Source organism: Haloferax marinum, assembly GCF_009674625.1.
Lineage (GTDB): Archaea > Halobacteriota > Halobacteria > Halobacteriales > Haloferacaceae > Haloferax > Haloferax marinum.
This window is the reverse complement of sequence record NZ_WKJQ01000001.1, coordinates 1,801,478-1,816,846: the sequence shown is the minus strand read 5'-3', so window position 1 is coordinate 1,816,846 and position 15,369 is coordinate 1,801,478. Positions and strand designations below refer to the sequence as shown.

The 15,369-nt window shown below is 61.2% G+C and carries 13 protein-coding genes; 4 read left to right on the top strand and 9 right to left on the bottom strand.

The annotated features are described in order from the left end of the window. Nucleotides 1-16: 16 nt before the first annotated feature. Nucleotides 17-943 (bottom strand): CPBP family intramembrane glutamic endopeptidase, encoded by a 927-nt coding sequence (locus GJR99_RS09325; RefSeq protein ID WP_151111470.1) that lies wholly within the window; start codon nucleotides 941-943, stop codon nucleotides 17-19. A gap of 114 nt (nucleotides 944-1,057) precedes the next feature. Beyond that, nucleotides 1,058-1,972 (bottom strand): malate dehydrogenase, encoded by a 915-nt coding sequence (mdh, locus tag GJR99_RS09320; RefSeq protein ID WP_151111464.1) that lies wholly within the window; start codon nucleotides 1,970-1,972, stop codon nucleotides 1,058-1,060. A 151-nt stretch (nucleotides 1,973-2,123) separates the two neighbouring features. Here mdh and GJR99_RS09315 point away from each other — a divergent pair, with 151 nt between their 5' ends. Together GJR99_RS09315 and GJR99_RS09310 are read left to right on the top strand one after the other, a co-directional pair. Beyond that, nucleotides 2,124-2,777, top strand: a complete 654-nt coding sequence (locus GJR99_RS09315; protein WP_151111462.1) for an Sjogren's syndrome/scleroderma autoantigen 1 family protein — start codon at nucleotides 2,124-2,126, stop codon at nucleotides 2,775-2,777. Between the two features lie 97 nt (nucleotides 2,778-2,874). Next, nucleotides 2,875-3,264, top strand: coding sequence for a universal stress protein (locus tag GJR99_RS09310; RefSeq protein WP_151111460.1), 390 nt, complete (start codon nucleotides 2,875-2,877; stop codon nucleotides 3,262-3,264). Between the two features lie 168 nt (nucleotides 3,265-3,432). On the opposite strand, the gene GJR99_RS09305 is transcribed toward GJR99_RS09310, so the two are convergent. From GJR99_RS09305 to GJR99_RS09285, 5 genes are all read right to left on the bottom strand, one after another. Then, nucleotides 3,433-3,654 carry a hypothetical protein gene (locus tag GJR99_RS09305; protein WP_151111459.1) on the bottom strand — a complete coding sequence of 74 codons (222 nt, stop codon included), beginning with the start codon at nucleotides 3,652-3,654 and terminating at the stop codon, nucleotides 3,433-3,435. A gap of 144 nt (nucleotides 3,655-3,798) precedes the next feature. Beyond that, on the bottom strand, nucleotides 3,799-6,378 hold the full coding sequence (locus GJR99_RS09300; protein WP_151111458.1) for a DEAD/DEAH box helicase: 2,580 nt from the start codon (nucleotides 6,376-6,378) through the stop codon (nucleotides 3,799-3,801). 361 nt (nucleotides 6,379-6,739) lie between these two features. Next, a complete protein-coding gene (locus GJR99_RS09295) occupies nucleotides 6,740-7,717 on the bottom strand; it encodes an OapC/ArvC family zinc-ribbon domain-containing protein (RefSeq protein ID WP_151111456.1) in 978 nt (325 codons plus the stop codon). Nucleotides 7,718-7,765: 48 nt separating this feature from the next. Then, nucleotides 7,766-8,158 (bottom strand): DUF2073 domain-containing protein, encoded by a 393-nt coding sequence (locus tag GJR99_RS09290; protein WP_151111454.1) that lies wholly within the window; start codon nucleotides 8,156-8,158, stop codon nucleotides 7,766-7,768. Between the two features lie 6 nt (nucleotides 8,159-8,164). After that, entirely contained in the window at nucleotides 8,165-8,806 is a 642-nt protein-coding gene (locus tag GJR99_RS09285) for an Era-like GTP-binding protein (RefSeq protein WP_151111452.1), read from the bottom strand. Nucleotides 8,807-10,478: 1,672 nt separating this feature from the next. Between GJR99_RS09285 and GJR99_RS09280 the strand changes: the two genes are divergently transcribed. Continuing rightward, nucleotides 10,479-12,179: a Cdc6/Cdc18 family protein gene (locus GJR99_RS09280; RefSeq protein WP_151111450.1), complete on the top strand. Its 1,701-nt coding sequence runs from the start codon at nucleotides 10,479-10,481 to the stop codon at nucleotides 12,177-12,179. Nucleotides 12,180-12,303: 124 nt separating this feature from the next. Here the strand turns inward: GJR99_RS09280 and GJR99_RS09275 are convergent, their stop codons facing one another. Beyond that, nucleotides 12,304-13,056, bottom strand: coding sequence for a S26 family signal peptidase (locus GJR99_RS09275; protein ID WP_225317660.1), 753 nt, complete (start codon nucleotides 13,054-13,056; stop codon nucleotides 12,304-12,306). Nucleotides 13,057-13,201: 145 nt separating this feature from the next. On the opposite strand from GJR99_RS09275, the gene GJR99_RS09270 reads away from it, so the two are divergent. Further along, on the top strand, nucleotides 13,202-14,758 hold the full coding sequence (locus tag GJR99_RS09270) for a DNA-directed DNA polymerase II small subunit (RefSeq protein WP_151111448.1): 1,557 nt from the start codon (nucleotides 13,202-13,204) through the stop codon (nucleotides 14,756-14,758). 149 nt (nucleotides 14,759-14,907) lie between these two features. Here the strand turns inward: GJR99_RS09270 and GJR99_RS09265 are convergent, their stop codons facing one another. After that, nucleotides 14,908-15,336: a hypothetical protein gene (locus GJR99_RS09265; protein WP_151111446.1), complete on the bottom strand. Its 429-nt coding sequence runs from the start codon at nucleotides 15,334-15,336 to the stop codon at nucleotides 14,908-14,910. Nucleotides 15,337-15,369 lie beyond the last annotated feature (33 nt).

Below are 15,369 nucleotides of genomic sequence, written 5' to 3'. Positions count from 1 at the left end.
CGAACTGCCGGTTACGTTACGTCTCGAACACTGGCGAGCGAAGCACGAGCAACGCGGCGACGACGACCCACGGGACGACGGCCACAACACCGACAGCAGCGGGACCGAGTAACGACGGCGCGCCAGCCGTCGCGAAGATAACCCCGAGGCTCCCGAAGGCGTTGAACATCCCGTGGGCGAGTGCTGGCGGCCACACCGAGTCCGCACGAAGCGCGACCCAGGCGAGGAACACCCCGAACATCGTCGTCATCCAGACCATCGCCAGAAACCCAGTCCACGGTGCGCCAGGGTAGTCGAATCCGTAGTTGTAGCCCAGTGCGATGAGTGGCCAGTGCCACGCTCCCCAGACGACGCCCAGAACGAGAAGGGCCCGACGAGGCCCAAGCGGCAGGAGTTTCTGCAGGAGGTACGCCCGCCAGCCGAACTCCTCACCGAACGCGAAGAACGTGTTCACCGTCGCACCGAGGACGAGCGCCTGTACGATTTGCGCGACGACGACGAGTTCGAACGACGTGCCCGCCGGGAGAACCCCACGGAGTGCTGTCGCGTCGGGGTCGAAGTACACCGGAAAGAGCACGAAGAACACCGCCGCACCGATTGCGATGAAGAAACCGGGGGCGAGCCACGCGAGGAGGTAGGTCCTGCCGTTCGACCGGAACGCGGGGCGAAGTCGCATGTTCGCCCACCCCTCGCCGGTGACGACTCGAGTGACGACGTTCGCGACGGCCGGCGAAAACATGTAGAACGTGCTGACGAGGACCAACCACAGCGGAAGGCCGAACGCGACCTGCGGCGAGTTGGTCAACCCACCAGTTGCGAAGACGACCAGCGCAGTCGCACCCGCGAGTCCGAAGGCGACGAGGAGGAAGACGAAGACGCGACGTGGTTCGAACGGCTCGGCAGCCGCGTTCGGTTCCGTCGGCGCGTCTTCAACGGTAGCCATACGTGAATTATCGCGCGACGAGAAGAAAACGGTTGGCTCGGCAGAGACACGTGTCTCAGCGGGTGTAGAGACGCATCGACTGCAAAAAGTCGGGTCGTCGCGAACCAGACCGGTTTACGCGATTTTGTTGTACTGGTCGCGGAGTTTCTCTGCGGCGTCGTCCATGAGGTCGGCCTCGTAGTCGTCGAGGTCCCACTCGACGACCTCTTCGATGCCGTTGGAGCCGAGTTTGACGGGGACGCCGAAGGCGGTATCCTCGTAGCCGTACTCGCCGTCTAAGACGAGCGAACCGGGGAGCACTTCGCCGGTGTCGTGCAGGACTGCTTCGACCATGTGCGCGACGCCCGTCGCCGGACCCCACTGGGTCGCGCCCTTGCGCTCGATGACGTCCATGGCGGACTCCTTGAGGTCGCCGAGAATCTCGTCTTTCTCGTCGGCGGAGAACGCGGGGTCGTTGCCGTCGACGCGGACCTTCGAGAAGACGGGGACCTGCGCGTCGCCGTGTTCGCCGAGGATGGTCGCGTCGACGTTCTTGACCGGCGCGTCGAAGCGCTGGCTCAGGACGTAGCGGAAGCGTGCGGAGTCGAGACGGCCACCGAAGCCGATGACTTTGTGGCGGTCGCGGTCGCCCGTCTCGTAGAGGTGCCGGTTGAGCAGGTCGACGGGGTTCGACGTCGTAATCGAGACGAAGTCGTCGTTGTACTCAGCCAGCGAAGAGCCGATGTCGTCCATGATGGGTGCGTTGTCGCCCGCGAGGTCGATACGCGTCTGACCGGGTTGACGCGGAATCCCCGCCGTGATGACGACGACGTCGGAGCCTGCGGTGTCTTCGTAGCCACCCTGCGTCACGACCGTGTTAGAGTCGTAGGCGATACCGTGGTTCGTGTCGGCCGCCTGTCCGACCGTCTTGTCTTCCATCTTCGGGATGTCTACGAAGACGAGTTCGTCACAGACATCACGAAGTGCGAGGTTGTATCCAGCCGCAGCGCCGACAGTGCCAGCCGCGCCAATCACGCTAACTTTCGTCATACCACACTAACGTGGCTCTGGATTCCGAGTAAACGTTTCGGAACGAACACCGTGGCGCTGTCTGTCGATTCGTCATTCGACAGCTGTCGAATGTCTATCGTCGTCACCGAACGCCGTGGGGTTTTTCGACGTACACGGCGTCCACCCCCACATGAGCGAGTTCGACAAGGAGGCCGAACGGCAGAAACTTCGGGAGAAGTACGAGCGCGACGAGCGGAAACGACAGTCCACACAGCGCATGAGCGAGTTGCTTCTGAAGGGGGCGACGATGACGAACAAACACTGCGACCAGTGTGGAGACCCCATCTTCCGATACAACGGTCAGGAGTTCTGTCCGACGTGTCAGACGCAAGGGCAGGCCGCCGCGAGCGCCGACGCAGACGCCGAAGACGCCGCCGAAGCAGTCGCGCAGGCGGAAGCGACGCCCGCCGCCGGAGAGGGAACGACCAGCGACCAACAACCGACAGAGAGTCCGGCACCGTCGAACGAGTCCGCCGTGTCGCAGACCGGGAACGAGCAATCGAGCGCCGCCGCACCCACGGCCCGACCCGTCGAGACCGAGTCCGTCGACGTTGCCGGAGGAACTCCGGCAGGCAACCGGACACAGGCTGGTGGCGTCGACGAACTCCGTTCGCCGGGCCGTCAGACCGCACCTGACGGTGTTTCGAGTGCGCGTGAATCGCTCGTTCGGACCCTGACGTGGGCCGCAACCCAGGCGGAATCGACCGACGACCCGCGACGCTCGCGCGAGTTCCTCGCCGCCGCACGAGAAGCGGCCGAAGCAATCGCCGCACTGGACCGATAACCTGCTGTCCGGCCCACCGTTCGAATCGGCCACTCGACCTGACGACCGAAGTCGAATCGGTGGGAGAACTTACGCCTCCCCGGACCCTCCATTCGGTATGCACATTCTCATCCCCATCGACGGCTCGAACGCGAGCAAGCGCGCCCTCGACTTCGCTATCGAGATGGCCGTTCAGATGGACGGGACGCCACACGTCGTCCACTTCACGAACAAAACGACCGACGCGACAGACGCTATTCTCGACGACGCGCGGGTGAGACTCGCCTCGGCCGATATCGCTGACGAGCCAGAACTGACCACCCTCACCGTCGACGTCTGGAACGCCGACAGAGTCGGTAAGGAGATTCTCGACGTGGTCGAATCACACGGCTACGACCACGTCGTCATGGGCCACCACGAGGACGGAACGGTCGAACGAGCAATCTTCGGGAGCGCTGCAGAGACTGTGCTTCGCGCAGAGGCCGTCCCGGTGACCATCGTTCCCTGACGAAAGGGCGCACCTCACTACTGTGGTTCCCAGGGAAAATCAGATACGGTGCTGTCGTGCGTCAACCCCCTGAGGCGGGTTGCTTTCTCGGGCTACCGATTCCGGTAGTATGGTACCGATTCCGGTAGTATGGCACCGATTCCGTGCCAGTACCGACGCTTCGATTTCTTAGGCGACGCGAACGGCAGCGTTCACACCGTCGACGGTGGCGTAGTCGTCGTCAGCGACGGCGTAGTGGGTGGTGTGGACGTACATCTCGCGCTCGTCCGACCGAGATTCTGCCTCACAGAAGATGTCGCGGTCGTCTACGTGACTGTCGTCGTGTTGTGGTTCGCCGTAGAACGTGCGCTGTCGAGCCGGAGCGTCGGTGGCCGAGAAAGACTTACTCATGTTCGAGTAGTAAATGGGGCGCCAGACACATAATGGTTTTTCTCGTGCAACAATCGTGACTGTTAGCGCCGGTTCTGGGCGTCGAGACCGGAGAATCAGAAGAAAGCGTCGAGGTGGCACCCATGGGGTCGAACCGGTCGAGTATCAGCGATACTCCGAACCGACGACTTCTCGAATCCGTTCTGCGGTGACGTTACCGACGCCACGGACTTCCTGCAGGTCGTCTTCGTTCGCCGTCATGACCGCCTCCACGCTGCCGAACGCTTCCAGCAAGGTCCGTGCAGTCACGGGGCCGATGTCGGCGATGGCAGAGACGACGTACTCCTGTTGTTCGTCGAGCGTCTTCGCGCTCTTGCCACCGTGGACGCTCACGCTCCGTTCTCGGTCGGTCTGTTCGCGCGTCGCGATGGTCGCGAGCATCTCCGCGGTGTCGTCTTCGTCCTCGGTGAAGAGGACGCTCACGCCGAAGTCGACGGCGACAGACGAAATCGCCCCGCGAATCGCACCGGGGTGGATGTTGCGTTCTTCGTAGAGGCCACGGCCCTCGATGATGAGAAGCGGGCGGGCGTAGTGACGGGTGAGGTCGGCGACTTGCTCGAAAATCGAGCGGTCGCCACCCGTGAGCGTGTCGAGGAAGTCAGAGACGCTCTTGCGTTCGACTGCGACGCGGTCCGAGAGGATGTAGTCGCCGACGGCAAGCGTTTCGAGTCGAGTCGTCAAATCCTCGCGCTTCGACAGCGTTCGCGCGATGTGGGAGTCGAGTTCGCGCTGGTCGACGACGATTTCGACGCCGTCGTCCGACCCGGCTTTGGCGATGGTTCCAGTCTGTTCGTCGTCTCCGGTTTCGGCCGCTGAATCGCCTCCTTCGTCGTCGGCCAACTTCGCAGCGTCGTCGGAGTCGTCATCGTCACCGTCGCCGTCGCCGTCGCCACCGTCGCCGTCGTCGGGTTCCGCTCGTGCCAACTCTTCGTCGGACGGACCGAAGTCTGCGAGTCCGGACTGGCCGTTCTTGGTACTCGCGGCGGCGACACCTTCTGGGGCGTCCTCGTTCGCGGGCGAATCGTCGCTCGTACCTGCACCCGATTCGGCCGTCTTCTCACCTGCAACCCCCTCATTTCCGGTGGAACTCCCATCTGCGAACGACGCCAGGTCACGTTGTGAGTGGTCGAGTTCCGCCTCGATGTCGGGTGCAGCACCCTTCAGTTCGCGGAGTTCCCGTTGCATCGTCTTCTCGCGCCGACGCGAAATCCAGAAGTACGCCTCGTCGCGCGTGTCTTCGGCCAAGAGGACGACGACCCGTCCATCTGCCTGTCGGCCGGTCCGTCCCTTGCGCTGAATCGACCGGATGGCCGTCGGGACGGGTTCGAAGAAGAGTACCAAATCGACTTCTGGCACGTCCAACCCTTCTTCTGCAACAGAGGTCGACACGAGCACTTCGAACTCGCCGTTGCGGAACATGTCGAGCGTCTCCTGCTGTTCTTTCTGCGACATTCCGTCGGACCCCTCTCGGTCGCCCTGTCCGACGAATCGGCGGACAGAGAAGTTCTCCGAGAGGAACTCGGTGAGTGCCTCGGCGGTGTCGCGCGACTCGGTGAAGACGATGACACGCTCGCCGTCGTGGATACCGAGCGTCTCTGCGAGGAGGATACGCGTCTTTCGGAACTTCGGGTGGAGGCCGTCGAACGACTCGGCTTTCCGCATCGCCTCGCGGACTTTCGGTTCGGCGACGAGTCGTTGACTGGCCTTCGACGCGCCCGACGACCGGGCCGCGTTGCGCTGGCGTTCGAAGTACCGGCGGACGGATTCGACAGACTGTGTCTCGACGAGTTCGACTGCTCGCCGGAGTTTCATCACCTCCGCGTGCGTGGACATCCCCTTGTAGCCGTCCGACTTGTCGGCGTTCATCAGGCGTTGGAGCTCCGCCCGCATCCGGTTGAGGTCCTTCTGGGAGACGTCGGGTTTGGTCGAACGGGCGACGCCCAACTGTTTGAGTTTCTCCAACCGGTCCGTGATGACTTCGTTGAGGGCGTCACGTATCTCTAAAATCTCGTCCGGGAGTTCGATACGATTCCACTCGACGTCCGTGTCGTGTGTGTACTCGTCGACGTCGGCGTCTTCTTCGGTCATCACCTCGACGTCGCTAATCCCGAGGTTCTCACACACTTCGAGGATGGCTTCTTCGTCGCCGCCGGGGGAGGCACTCATCCCAGTGACGAGTGGGTTCTCCGCGTCGGCGTGGTACCGTTCGGCGATGTAGACGTAGGCGTAGTCACCACTCGCGCGGTGGCACTCGTCGAAGGTGAGGTGCGTCACGTCTCGGAGCGAGATGCGGTTGCCGATGAGGTCGTTTTCGATGACCTGCGGTGTCGCGATGATAATCTTGGCCTCCTCCCAGAGTGCGGCCCTGTCGTCCGGACGAACGTCGCCGGTGAAGACCACGATATCGTCGTCGGGGATGTCGAGCGCCTCGCGGTAGAAGTCGGCGTGCTGTTGGACGAGTGGTTTCGTCGGCGCGAGAAACAGCGACTTCCCACCGACGTCGTGTAATCTCTCGGCCGTGACGAGGAGACTGACCGTCGTCTTCCCCAGTCCAGTAGGCAGACAGACGAGTGTGTGGTCGTCGCGCGCAGCGCCTGCGAGTCGAATCTGATAGAGTCGTCGCTCGATGAACGACGGGGCGAGTAGCGGGTGGTCGACGTACGCGACGTCCTCGGAGGCCGGCATCGGTTGCGATTACGCGCGCTCTCCGATAAGGGTTCGTAGAGTACGGTGAAAGTGAAAGAGTCCGCCGAGCGTTGCGCCGGTGACAACCGTCACCGCGCGCCGTCTACGGCGTCGAAATCAGGGTCATCTGGTCGCGGTTCCGGGAGCGACGCTCCGACGAGCTCGGCCCACTCAGCGACCTTCGTATTGGTTTGCGGGTTGGACATAGCGCTTCCCCAAGATAATAAATCTCAACAATCGTATATAACGATTGTGCCCATTCGGTGGGTGTACAGGCGAGTCACTCGGAAATCAGAAGAGACGAACCGAACGTCGATGAGTCAGACCGGCGTCGACGTTCGTCGGTCGACACGACTGGAGGTCAGTCTTCTCGCGAACCCGGACCCCACGAGTCCGGCACTTCGATGACGTATCTGCCGTCTTCTCGGAGCGAGATGATGTATTCGTCCCGGTCGTACAGTTCCATGAGGTTGAGTTCGTACTGGCCGGGGTTGACGATCTTGATACTCTCGAACTGGTCGTTGAGTTCCTCACGGAGTTCGTCGAGATTCGGCCGTTCGTCGGACGACGGTTCGATGGTCGTCCCCTCGACGTCCGGTCGAGTGTCCGGTTCTGACGTCGATTCCGGAGGTGTCGCCGTCTCGTCGCTGGTGGCGGGTGTTACGCCTGGTTCAGGATGGTCGGTGGACTCTCGGTGTTGCGCGTCGAAGGCCGCGAGTTCTTCGGGTGAGACGACCTCGGTTCGAGCGCTCTTCTGAGAGTTGTCCTCGTCGGTTTCCCGTGCGCGAATGTGTGGTTTCGACTCGCGAGACTCCGACGGGTCGGTTCGAGTGGGGTCTGGAGTGGAAGCAGCCGCCGGGTCGGACTGCGACGACTCGTCCGGAGTGTCGGGCCACTCACCCCACTCTCGCGACGATTCGCCACCGGTCGGGTCGTCCGACGACGGCGACGACGACTGTGTAGAGGAAGCCGATTGCGTCGACGGCGACGACGGCGACGACGGCGCAGTCGTGGTGTCGCTCGTACTGGTCTCTCTCGGCGGTGGCGACTCGTCTTTGGTTTCGACCCAGTCGCTGACCGTCATCTCCTCGTCACCGGTATCTGGACGAGCGTCCGTCTGTGACGCCCGTTCGCGGACGGCGTCGGCAGCAGACGACGTCAGGTCCCGCGCTCCGGTACCGCGCTGCGTGGGAGTGTCGTCACTACTACCCGTGACCCCGCCTGGGCTCGATTTGGGCTTGAACTGAAACTTGTTGCCGCCGCAGTTTGGACACCCCGAAAGCATCTCTTTCGAACCGTCGGGGAACACCTTACTGCACGTGGTGCATTGATGTGGCATTGATAGATGTGGGCGCCGGATGGCGCGTGGATTGTCGTTCGTGTCCCCCTACTTACGCGAGACGAGCGCGCTGATGAGGTTCTCGTCTTTGTGGAGCGTCTGAATCTGATTCGCTGGACCGATGACCGTCAGCTTCTGCGTCGATTGCCGACCCATGAGTCGGTCGAGGAAACTCTGGTCTGCGGTCTGCGAGCGCGGATACGTCTCGATCTCGATGCCGTTGAACTCGTCTGGTGCTATTTCCGCCATCGTCACCTCGATGAGTTTCGACTCTTCGTCGGGTGACAGTCCTTCTTCGAGGATGACGATGTTCCCGTCGCGGACGCCATCGAGGATGAGCCGAATCTTCTCCATGCTCGTGAGGTTCGCCATCCGGTTGCCACTGAAGAGGTCTATCTGGACCCCGCCAGAGCCGTTGTCGGAGGCTGTCGCTTCAGGCATGGTGAATCACGCGAAGTACTCCGCTATCTTGGCGTACACTTCGTCCATGTTCTCTCCCTCGAGCGCCGAGAGTTCGACCGTCTCGTGTTGCGGATACGCGTTTGCGATACGCTCGACGTTCGACTCTTCGAGGTCGATCTTGTTGGCGAAGATGAGCACCGGCAGGTCTTGGCTCTCGATGATTCCGATGAGCATCGTGTTGACCTGCGAGATTGGGTCTTTCGTGCTGTCGAGTACGTAGATGACACCATCGACGTCCTCACGAAGCCAGTGCATGGCTTCGGCGACACCTTCGGTCGCCTCACGGGAGCGACGAACGGCGTCGTCTTTCTCCATGTCGTGTTCGAGGAACTCTTTGTAGTCGACTTTCGTCGTGACACCGGGCGTGTCGACGATGTCGATGGTGACTTTCTTGCCATCCCGTTCGATTTCGACGTTCTCCTTCCGTCGTGCGCGACGGGTCTCGTGGGGGATGTGGCTCTCGGGACCGATTGCGTCACCGGTCCAATCACGGGCGATACGGTTTGCGAGAGTCGTCTTCCCGGCGTTGGGCGGGCCATAAATACCGATCCGCTTCGGCTCGCTCTCCGAAAAGAGCCGGTCGACGACTCGTGAGATGCTGTCTCTTAGATCTGTGAGCAGTCCCATCCTGGGCCTCCCGCTCCTCCCGAACTCGTCGTGGAGGGCGTATGGAGGTATCACCCAACCGGACTCACTTAAGCACTACGTCAGACACTAGTCAAGTTTCAGATATGATGTGTTCAACCGAGTTCCCTGCCGTCTCGACTCGAAGCCCACGAAATCTCCCTGTCCTCTATCGTGGGGGAGTGAGAGTATGTTGCGTCCGGTAATTCGAGTGCCTAGGAAGTTCTTGTTTCCGTGTACACGTGAAGGCCGCATCGGGGCTGAGTCTCTTTTGACAGCTGAGTTCTCTGTGTTACACTCCCTGTACTGAGTGTACTGAGTGTGAGACCGAGTCTGAGACGGGGGACTCGAGACGTACCTGGTAGGACACCCCGTTCCACGGTGACGATGGACACGAAACGATCGGGGCGGACACCCCCACCCCTTCGTTTCAGGTGGAACGGCCCGAGAGGGTGGGTCGGGGGGAACCGCTAGACGGCGGTTGGATGTTAATTCTATATCCAACACCACCAATAATAACCGCTTTTTCTCTACTACGGGTATGGTAGCAGACGCCGTGTAATAAAACCACCCGCTTCTAGAACCACCCGAGACCCCCACCACCCTTGTTCTCGTCTCCAATCGAAACGAAGGGGTGTGGGGCAATCGCGACCCAGGGGTTTCCCGTCGAACTGGAGATTCGGCAGTTATCCCCACGGGAAACGAAGGGGTCATTCTGCCGAGACACACTCTCTCCCTGCTGAATTATCTAATCGAGTGGTTTCGCCGTCTCCACACGAAACGAAGGGGTGACGGCCGCCAATTTTTCGAGTCGGAACAGCCCAAACGTCGACAACCGCGCGACGAGTTCAGTTCGACGACGTTACTCTGGTCGTCTCCACGGCGTCGAAACTCTCGCAGTTCGGGGTTCCGACTCGTCTTCTGCCGGCGCTCGCAGCTCGCGCGACGTTCGTACATCGAATAGTAAAACCTGAACAGGAACTCGACCAGGACTCGACCAGGACTCGACCAGGACTCGACCAGAACTCGACCAGTGGAGCAGTCGTACGATGCTGACGGGAGAGGGCGAGTAGTTCACGTCGGGATATGGGAAGCAGGTGGAACGTAGCCGGGGGATGGATGGGAGGTGGATGTAGGGAAAGACCTCAGTTGGCGACTCGAAGATGGATGAGGGGAATAGACCTCAGTTGGCGACTCGAGGCGAGTGTATCGACGACTCGAACCGAGTGTCGACGGCTACGACTGGACCGACAGCCCTCATACCCCCCACGAGTTCGTCGACGCACGATGTCGATGCCACCACTTCGAGTCGAACGAAAATCTGACCCGAAGAGCGCTGAGAGCCGACTCTTCGCTGACTCCCCGTTTGACGGCTTTTCTGCCGGTGTTGTCGTCGTTCGACCCGTTGTATCCCGTGATTTTCTTCTCGAACGCTTCGATTCGAACGCGGACTCGACCTCGTGTCGAAATCAGTCTCGTCTCCCGATTTTCCGGTGCTCACCGGGTTGACGAGTCGGAGAAGTAAGATTTTTGTACCGACTGTTCGTTTGGTTCCTTTGCATCATCTGGAATCGCCTACTGTGGCTTTCAGAGTAGACACCGGTTTTCTCCGGTCTCACACTCTATATGAGCCGTTTTGGGCGGGCATTCCACTTGAAATGAGGGGGAACACACGATGGAGGAGGACGAAACACCACGAGGTGACAATCGGCAGGAACAGGTGGACCGTTCGGCGCAGGACACGGACGCTCACTCTGACGAGTCAGCGACCGAGGTATCCGCCGAGGATATCGATATCCAGGCGAGCATCGGCCCCGACGCCGAAGTCCCCGACGACGACGTCGACGAGGATAGCTCGTCGGGCAGTCAGACGTCGTCTGGTGACGTTGCCGAGGAAACCTCGGCAGGCAACCGGACACAGTCCGGTGGCGTCGACCAACACAAAGACCCGGACGTCGGCCTCGACAAGGTCGTCTTGAACGACGACGAGGGGTCGAAAGGCCTCTTCGACGACTTACTCGCCGGAGAACCGATCTTCGAGAACAAAGAGGTCCTTCGCCCGTCGTACACGCCACACGAACTCCCTCATCGTACAGACCAAATCAATCAGATGGCGACGATTCTCGTCTCGGCGCTCCGAGGTGAGACGCCCTCGAACATCCTCATCTACGGGAAGACCGGGACCGGGAAAACCGCGAGTGCGAAGTTCGTCAGCCAAGAACTGGAATCGACGTCGCAGAAGTACGACGTTCCGTGTGAAGTCGAGTACATCAACTGCGAGGTGACGGACACGCAGTATCGCGTCCTCGCGCAACTCGCGAACAAGTTCATCGAGAAGAACTTCGAACGAATCGAGTCGGAACTCGACCGGCTAGACGAGATGCGGACGCGGGCGACAGAGGACCCGAACGCACTCGAAGACACGCCCTACGATTCGATTGCCGAGATAGACGAACGCGCCGAAGAACTCTCCGAGGACGCAGAGGAGATGGAGACGGTCCCGATGACGGGGTGGCCGACAGACCGCGTCTATACGACGTTCTTCGACGCCGTCGATTACAAAGAACGCGTGGTCGTCATCATGCTCGACGAGATCGACAAACTCGTCGAGAAATCCGGCGACGACACGCTCTACAACCTCTCGCGGATGAACTCCGAACTCGAGAACTCTCGTATCTCCATCATGGGTATCTCGAACGACCTGAAGTTCACAGACTTCCTCGACCCCAGGGTCAAGTCGAGTCTCGGTGAAGAGGAGATCGTCTTCCCGCCGTACGACGCGAACCAACTTCGAGATATCCTCCAACACCGCGCCGACGTGGCGTTCAAAGGCGGCGCGCTGACCGACGACGTCATCCCACTGTGTGCTGCGTTCGCTGCTCAGGAACACGGTGACGCTCGTCGCGCGCTCGACTTACTCCGAACTGCCGGCGAACTCGCGGAACGCGGGCAAGCCGACACCGTCGAAGAAGCGCACGTTCGGCAGGCACAGGACAAGATAGAACTCGACCGGGTCGTCGAAGTCGTTCGAACGCTCCCGACGCAGTCGAAAATCGTCCTCTTCGCCATCATCCTCCTCGAGAAGAACGGTGTCCGCAACATCAACACCGGTGAGGTGTTCAACATCTACAAACGCCTCTGCGAGGAGATCGACGCCGACGTCCTCACACAGCGTCGCGTCACCGACCTCATCTCGGAACTCGACATGCTCGGCATCGTCAACGCTGTCGTCGTCTCCAAGGGTCGCTACGGGCGAACCAAGGAGATCAGCCTCTCGGTCCCCATCGACGAGACGGAGGCCGTCTTACTGACGGACTCTCGCCTCGGAGATATAGAGAGCGCCCAACCGTTCGTGCAGGCGCGGTTCGACAACTAACCGGCGAGTTCCGGAGTTCCGGAGTTCCACTACCCGGCGAGTTCCGGAGTTCCACTACCCGGCGAGTTCCGGAGTTCCACTACCCATCGAGTTCCGGAGTACCGAGAAGAATTTTTCAGCCGCTTCAGGCCGCCAGCGACTGCTGTGTGACCTGCGTCGGGCCAGTTGGTCCAACGGGCGACGGTGCTCGTTCGAGCGAGTCTGTCGTCTGCTCGACCGTCACCCACACGTCTTCGACTGGAACTGGAACCGGTGAGACGGGTGCCGTCGTCGCCATCGTACTCGCGAGTGTCAGACGGACCCACCCGAGGAACGGGATGCGGATGCGGGCGACGCCCTGTACCCACTCGGGTCGAACCGGTTCGCTGATACCGGTCACCTGGTCGTAGCGGAGGTTGTTGTCACCTTTGGTGATGAACCCGTCGTAGGGTGCTGGGCAGTGGGCGAGTTCCTCGCAGTTGTCTGCCGACATGTAGTCGGGGTTGGCCCGGTCGTACCAGTTTTCTCCCGCTTCGACCCAGAGCATGGACCGATGGATGATGGGTGGACCGCCGACACCCGGATTGTCGTAGACGATGACGTTCCCGTAGTCACCGAACGTCCGATAGTTTCCGAGAGCACCGGTTTCGGCGGTAACGACGGAGGTTCCGGGGACGGCAGCGTCTGGTGCGTAGCGCTCGGGCCCCGTGATGAACACGAGGTCACCTTTGTGCATGTGTGGTTCCATGCTCCCGCTCTCGACGGCGACCATCGGTGGCCACACGCCGCTGATAGCAAACAGGAGCAAGCCGACTGCTACCACCGCGAGTGCGCTGGCCAACGCCTCTCGGATGAAGAGAAGTGGGCCCTCGTCCGCCGTCCGAAGTCGTTCGAGAATTCCCTCGTCGGGGTCGGGACCGCTCGTGGAGTCGCGGAGGGGCGGGCGGTCGTCGTCGGCGCTCATCACTCCCAGTTTACCCGGACCGGGTTTCAACGTTCTGGGTTTCGGCATCCTTTTTGCTTCCCTCCGCCGATTTCGGCCTGTGCCACTGGAGACGCCGGCGCGTATCGTTCGAGCACTCGTCAGTCGTGGCTACAACGCTGAACGCGAGGCCGTGACGCTCATCGCTGGGTCCGAAGAGCCAGGCGTGACACTCGCTCGAGTCGTGGACTCGGTTCCGGACGATACGCTCCGTATCACTACTGACCACGTCCGCGCGGTGCTCGCGTCTGCACCCGCGGCGGACCCTCCGGGGACCGAATCACCGACCGATTCGGTCACCACTGACCCCTCTGTTTCCGCTGCAACACCGGGCGACGTCGATGAACATGTCTCCGAGTCAACTCCACCTGAAACAGAGGGGGTGACGAACGGTCGGAACACAGACCGCTCGCTTCGCTCGCTCGAAATCGCGAACGACATGACCGGTCAATCGACCGGGACTGGCGAGTACGACGATTTCGTGAAGGTGTTCCGCGACCGGTACGAGAAACTCTCGAAGATGCTTCGTGGTCGGGTCAATCACCGCCCGGCGAAAGCCATCTCCAAGATGTCCGGTGGGGAGGACGCCGAACTTATCGGCCTCGTCGACGACGTTCGCTCGACCAAGAGTGGGCACTGGATCATCGACCTCGAAGACACGACTGGAACGTTCCCGTGTCTCGTGATGAAGGACAAAGACATCGCGTCGTACGTCGACGAACTCCTCTTAGACGAGTGCATCGCAGTGCAAGGGACGCTCTCGGGTGACGCGGGTATCCTCTTCGTCGACTCGATGCACTTCCCGGACGTTCCACGGGGTCACAGGCCGAACACTGCAGACCGTCACGTGCAGGCGGCGCTCATCTCGGACGTCCACGTCGGCAGTCAGGAGTTCATGGAAGGCGCGTGGAACCGGTTCGCCGAGTGGCTTCACACAGCAGAAGCCGAGAACATCGAGTATCTCCTCATCGCCGGCGACATGGTCGAAGGCGTCGGCGTCTACCCCAACCAGGACGAAGAACTCGACGTCATCGACATCTACGACCAGTATCGGGCGTTCTCGGAACACCTCAAATCGGTTCCCGGTGACCTCGATATCGTGATGATTCCGGGTAACCACGACGCGGTTCGCCTCGCAGAACCGCAACCCGGATTCGACGACAACCTCCGCGACATCATGTCGGCCCACGACGCCACGATTACGAGTAACCCTTCGATGGTCACGCTCGAAGGCGTCAACATACTCATGTATCACGGCGTCTCGCTCGACGAGGTCATCGCAGAACTCCCCGCAGAGAAAGCGAGTTACGACGAACCGCACAAGGCGATGTACCAGTTACTCAAAAAGCGTCACGTCGCGCCGCAGTTCGGTGGGCACACGCGCCTCGCTCCCGAGAAACTCGACTATCTCGTCATGGAAGACGTACCGGACATCTTCCACACTGGCCACGTCCACAAACTCGGTTGGGGCAAGTACCACAACGTCCTCGCAGTCAACTCTGGGTGCTGGCAGTCCCAGACCGACTTCCAGAAGTCCGTCAACATCGACCCCGACTCGGGCTATGCGCCCATCGTCGACCTCGACACGTTGGACATGACGGTCAGGAAGTTCTCCTGACCGAGTCGGTTCCACACGACCTCCCGAACCCCTTCGTTTCCACTCGAAAACGCTGTTTTCACCCGTTTCGGAGTGAATATCTCTGTCGTCTCGACGTCGTCTATCCGAGTGACTCTCGAAGACGGCCCAGTAGGTCGTTCGACGGTCCGTTAGGCCGTCTCGGTGAGGCGGTACCGAATCGTCGGATAGCCGTCGAACCGCGGTCCTGGCCCGACTCGCTCGAAGCCGGCGTATTCCACCGCGGCCCGAAGCGACGGTTCGGACTCGACGACGAGGACCTCGACTGGCAGTCCCTCGGCGCTCCCGAACCGGAGTGGTTCTTCGAGGAGACGACGTGTCGCGTCTTCCGTCCCGTCGAGTCGAGTGACGTGGACGACGCCGTCTCGAACGTCGAAGCCGACGAAGCCGAGAATCGGTTCGTCCGCCGCCGGTGCGTCCACGTTGGGGTCGACACCGGTGTCGGCCGTCGCGACCCGGACGGTCCGGTCGCGTATCAACCGACGCATCGCTCGCGTCGGCGCGTTGGCGACGGCGGCGAGTGCCTCGGCGTCCGAATCGACGGCGTCTCTGACTTCCATGGCTGACCGTTCCGCTCCATCGTTGATAAACCT